The following is a 5,504-nucleotide window of genomic DNA, read 5'->3' as shown; positions in this document are numbered from 1 at the left end:
CGTCAACTTCGTGCTCTTTTCAGCAGCAGCCATCGTCATTGGTGACAAAAGCGGCCGAACCAGTGCTACTTGACCGTTCATATTGATACCAAAGAACAGCAAGATTTCCCGCAGGATCATGTACACGTCCAGCAGCCCACCGGCCGTGAGCCGCTTCAGCTTGCTAATCCCGTTAACGGCCATTACCTTCATCCCATGGCTTTCAACTAAACCGATCATTGGCAACGTCAGAAAGAACAGCGTTACCATGCGGTTGTCAACAAATGATTTACCAATTACCGTTAGTGTCTGGGTAATGCTCATTCCCGAGCAGAGCGCAGTCACAACCGCAGCCACAACTACCGTTGCAACCGTATCAAGTTTAAAGGCAAATCCAAGAATAATAATTAAAATACCAATCAGTCTTAAATATTGCATCATCACACCTCTTTGAGGTACATTTTATCATTCTTTATCGCCTTGCGATTAACAATCTCATATTCTTTTATTAATTAATGTTCAAAGCGTTTTCGCCTTTTTTAAACAAGCTGTTGGAGCTGATTAACCAATAAAAAACCTCACGCTGCATCGCAACGTGAGTTTTTTTATTTTGCAATTCTAGTAGTGCTTCATTACTCGTTCAATCTGGCGGGCAGCATCACGATTTCTGATTGCTTGTCGCTTGTCATATTGGTGTTTCCCCTTTGCCAGCCCCAGAAGGACTTTCGCATAACCATTCTTGATGTACATCTTCAGGGGGATTAATGTTAATCCGCCCACGCTGAGCTCCCCGGCTAGTTTATTAAGTTGCTTCTTATGGAGCAACAACTTCCGGTTGCGCAACGGATCCTGGTTGAAGATGTTGCCGTTAGCGTATTCACTAATGTGGACGTTCATTAACCAGCCTTCACCATTACGAATCTGCGCATACCCATCCTTGAGGTTCACGCGACGTGCCCGGACAGACTTAATTTCCGTCCCGGTGAGTACCAATCCGGCTTCCACCGTTTCGATAACAAAATAATCATGGCGGGCTTTACGATTTTGTGCGACCAAGTTGTCATCTTTTTGCTGGTGTTTGCGTTTTGCCACCTTCATCGCCTCCTAACAGGTCTCAAGGAAATTAGTGGCGGCGTTCGCGAATCGTAAAACGGTGACCGCCATGTTGCTTGTTATGCTGGTGCTGACTTCCCTGCGATTTACTGTGGTACCGCTTTTGCCCGTTACCATGCCGCGATCCCTGATGACCACCCCGGCCGTGCCCCATTTGTTGACGATGGTTATTATTCCGCGAGTTCCGCGAGCGAGAGTGACCGTGGCCGTGGCGAGAACGGCGATCCCGGTCGGGTGAAGAAACCCGTAGTTTGGTCGTTGGCGCATCATCAGCATTAACGAGGGCGAAGTCTACTTCTCGCTGGTCCTTATCGACCCGCAGCAGCTTAACCTTAACCGGTTGGCCGATCTGGAAAATGTGGTGATGATGGCGTCCCACCAGTGCCATGTGCTTTTCTTCGTACTCATAATAGTCATCATCCATCACGCTGATATGAACCAGCCCTTCGACGGTGTTTTTCAGCTCAACAAAGAGACCAAACTTCATGACAGAACTAACAACGGCATCAAAAGTTTCACCAATGTGATCTTCCATGTATTCCGCTTTTTTCATTGAGTCCACATCACGTTCGGTATCGATCCCCCGCCGCTCAGTTGTCGACGTGTGCTCGGCAATTTCCTCTAAGCGGTCACGGAACTTGCTCTTCGCTTCTTCACCAGTTCCGTGGGCAGCATAATACTTGATCATCCGGTGAACCATTGTGTCTGGGTAACGGCGGATTGGCGACGTAAAGTGCGTGTAATACTTAGCGCCCAGGCCAAAGTGACCCAGTTCTTCATCACTGTATCGGGCCTGCTGCATAGACCGCAGCATCATTACTTGAACCATCTGCTCTTCGGGCTCACCTGCGACCTTCGCCAGGACCCGCTGTAACATCTTCGGAGTGACATTATTAACATCCCCCGGCACTTGGATACCAAAGACACCAAGGAAGTCAAAGAAGTCTCGCATCCGGTCATGGTCAGGAGTTTCGTGCACCCGGTAAAGGAACGGCACGTGAAGGTGGTAGAAATGATCGGCCACCGTCTCGTTTGCTGCCAGCATAAAGGACTCGATCAGCTTTTCGGCTGTCCGCCGTTCACGCAGTTGAATGTCGGTTGGGTGTCCCTGAGCATCGACAATTATTTTGGCTTCCGGTGCCTCAAAATCGATGGCTCCCCGCCGGTGACGGGCATTTAAAAGAATGTGATGAAGGTCATTCATCGTTTCAAACATTGGTACCAAGTCGTGGTACTGCGACATAACTTGGGGGTCATGATCTTCAATAATCGCGTTGACCGCCTTATAAGTCATCCGGGCATGGGACTTCATCACACTAGGACCAATCCAGTGCTTAACCACTTTCCCCTGGGGGTTAATTTCCATTTCACAGCTCATCGACAAACGTTCTTCCCCCGGGTTTAAGGAGCAAATACCGTTTGACAATCGCTTGGGAAGCATTGGAATGACACGGTCCGTCAAGTAGACGGACGTCCCCCGTTCGTATGCATCACGATCCAGTGGTGTTCCTGGTTGAACGTAGTGACTGACGTCGGCAATATGGACTCCCAGGTGATAGTTCCCATTGGGCAGTTTCCAGGCAACTACCGCGTCATCCAGGTCCTTGGACTCAATACTGTCGATTGTCACTAGTGGCTGGTCAGTGACATCCTTACGACCTCGCTTTTCATCAGCGCTAATTTGCTTTTCCACTTTCTTGGCTTGTGCCATTGCCTCATCAGAAAACTGGTGCGGAACATCGTGAGCATAGACAGCCGACATAATGTCCACTCCAGGCTGGTCAGCATCACCAATCACTTCCAGCACGGCCCCGGTCAGCACATTTGGTGACTCCTTAGTCGGGTAGGTTTCCACCGTAGCGTTAACAATTTCGTTATCCGCCGGGTGAAGGCCCTTATCCGTCACGTAAAACTTATACTGGCTTAATTTCTTATCCTTGAGGACGACTTCCCCAATGAAGTGATCTAACGAGATCGTCTTAAATTCACCAACCATGTGGGTAAAGTGGTGTTCGACCACCTCAGTCACCTTGCCAACCGGTCCCCGACCACGGGTTGGGTCTCCCGGTTGCAAAATCTTAACGGCCACCTGATCACCATTTAAGGCGTTCAGGGTGTCATCAGAATTAATGTAGATGTCAGGCATTTCTGGGTCGTAATGAACAAAGCCGAAGCCACGTTCGTTGGCCCGAAAAACACCAGTCAGTGGCTTATCTTTAATCACCAGTTGGAATTCCCCCTGGTCTGTGACGGTCACTTTTCCATCACGCTCTAACTGGGCTAGTGTTTGAACAATCGGGGTAAATTGGTCAGCATCCGGCATGCCTAGTAACCGGGCGATTTTTTCCGCCGACAAGCTAATCTTCACGTTGTCAGCGAGGCACTGCAAAATTTGTTCTGCTAATTGCTTCTGTTGTTCAGTCATAATACTCCTTCATCGGCAGTCTGCCCTAAAAAGCACAAGGGGTGCCAAGCATTCATTTTCTCGAATACCAGGCACCACCGGAGACTGCGTTTTTTGTTAACTATTTAATCAACTAGTGTGATGAGACAAAAACCAGGGCTAGTGCCAAGATGAAAAACAGGGCACCAAAAATAACGGTAACGATTTGCATGACCGCTTCAAAGCCCCGCGGCTTCCGCCGGGAAAAGAGGTCGCCAGCACCACCCGTCAGCGCTGACATCGCATCATTATCATTCTTCGCTGGCTGCATCATTACGCACGCAATCAATACAACACAGTCAATCAGGAAGAGTGTCATCAAAATCTTCTCCACAGTGTTTCCTCCTCTTTTCTACTCACTTTAACTTATTTATACTAACACATTTCACTGTCATTGACCATTAGCAGGGTCGTGAGCAGCCTGGTTGATTTGTTTTTCCTTTGCCAACTGGTTTTTCCCGGTAAGTTCCACTACCAGGGTATCACCCGCCCGCAAAATTGTACTACCGTTCGGGGTAATGTGTTCGTCGCCACGGTAAACACTGGTTAACAGGCACCCTGTTGGCCAGCAATAGTTCCTGACTGCTAAGTCGTCCAACCGTGACCCAGCAAAAACGGCCACCGTCACCTTAGTAAACCCAACGAAGGGCTTAATTGGCTGCTGGTGCATAAAGTTGCGGAACATCGCCATATAGACTGGCGCGCCGCCCAGACTATCGACAACCAGGTAAGCAACTACTGCCACAATGGCGAGGGGCATCAAGAAGGCCAGTGACCCCACCATCTCGGTAATGAGCAGGATGGCCGTAAAGGGAGCTTTACTGATGCAGGCAAAGTAGCCCGCCATCGCGTAGATAATCATGTTGTCCATATAGCGGTCCGGCATCAGTCCCAGGTGAGCCGCTGCTGCCGCATACAGTCCGCCAATCAGCGCGCCTAACGTCAGGATTGGCAGAAAAATTCCCCCTGGTAGTTCGGAACCATAACTAATCATTGAGAAGACAAAACGCAGCAAGAATAAGCCGGCAAACAATTTCACCGAAACTGGCAACTGATCAATTGTAACGATCAACTGGTTACCTCCGCCGAGAGTCAGCGGGAAAAACCAGGCGACAGGAATCAACAGCAAAAAGGGCACCACTGGATACCATGCTGGTTTGACCCACTTGACCCGTCGCGTCCACGCCGGTAACCGGAGAATAACATACTGGTATAGCCGCCCCAAGAGGCCGAGCAAGATCCCTAGGACCACCAGGTGCCAATACTGGTTAAGCGGCAACGGCTGCTGGTAGCTAATCCCGAGATCAGGCTTCAAACTGAAGAACTGGACAGACACCATGTTCGAACTCAGGGCGCTGACAAACACCGAGAGCCACACTAACGGCGAAAAATTGTGGTACACCTCTTCAATAACAAACATCGTACTAGCAATGGGTGCATTAAAGGCTGCTGACAGACCAGCAGCGGCACCACTGGCGATGCCGACCCGTCGTTCGATTCCTTTTTTATGACGAAATTCGCTCCAACCCTGGCCGATTGTCGCGCCAAGCTGAATCGATGGCCCTTCCCGCCCAAGAAAGAGACCAGAACCGATCCCGATGATCCCGCCAACAAACTTACGCCACAGTACTGGCCACCATGGTTCGTCAAATTGGCCGGTCAATTGCCCTTCAACCTGGGGAATCCCTGATCCCTTAATGTCGGGATGGTGCTGTGACATTGTCCCCAGGATCAGGGCAATCATCACCGAACCACCAACCCACGGAATCAGCATTAATGGTTGGTGATGAAAGTACTTAAAACAAGTCATCACCCACCCAAGAACGTGCTGGATACAAAGCCGAAATACACTAACGACCAGACCAGTTAACAGACCGATAATCACCGCCCTGAGCAGCGGGCGAAGACTACCGTAGTTTAAAGTTTCAATTTTTGCTTCTCTCTTTTTCACAATGCTCCTCCCAATCGT

General features: G+C 49.6%; 5 protein-coding genes. All 5 read right to left on the bottom strand.

The features are described from left to right. On the bottom strand, window positions 1-417 hold a 417-nt coding region (locus Q0E49_RS07765), incomplete at its 3' end, for a DUF969 family protein (protein ID WP_295747742.1). A 180-nt stretch (window positions 418-597) separates the two neighbouring features. Beyond that, entirely contained in the window at window positions 598-1,071 is a 474-nt protein-coding gene (gene smpB / locus Q0E49_RS07760; protein ID WP_295747739.1) for an SsrA-binding protein SmpB, read from the bottom strand. Window positions 1,072-1,102: 31 nt separating this feature from the next. Next, on the bottom strand, window positions 1,103-3,517 hold the full coding sequence (rnr, locus tag Q0E49_RS07755) for a ribonuclease R (protein WP_295747736.1): 2,415 nt from the start codon (window positions 3,515-3,517) through the stop codon (window positions 1,103-1,105). 112 nt (window positions 3,518-3,629) lie between these two features. Further along, window positions 3,630-3,869 (bottom strand): preprotein translocase subunit SecG, encoded by a 240-nt coding sequence (gene secG / locus Q0E49_RS07750; protein WP_180961316.1) that lies wholly within the window; start codon window positions 3,867-3,869, stop codon window positions 3,630-3,632. A gap of 57 nt (window positions 3,870-3,926) precedes the next feature. After that, on the bottom strand, window positions 3,927-5,486 hold the full coding sequence (locus Q0E49_RS07745; protein WP_295747732.1) for a chloride channel protein: 1,560 nt from the start codon (window positions 5,484-5,486) through the stop codon (window positions 3,927-3,929). Between the last annotated feature and the right edge of the window lie 18 nt (window positions 5,487-5,504).

The sequence above is a fragment of the uncultured Limosilactobacillus sp. genome, assembly GCF_934202235.1.
In the GTDB taxonomy this organism is placed as follows: Bacteria; Bacillota; Bacilli; order Lactobacillales; family Lactobacillaceae; genus Limosilactobacillus.
This window is presented reverse-complemented; position numbering and strand designations above follow the sequence as displayed.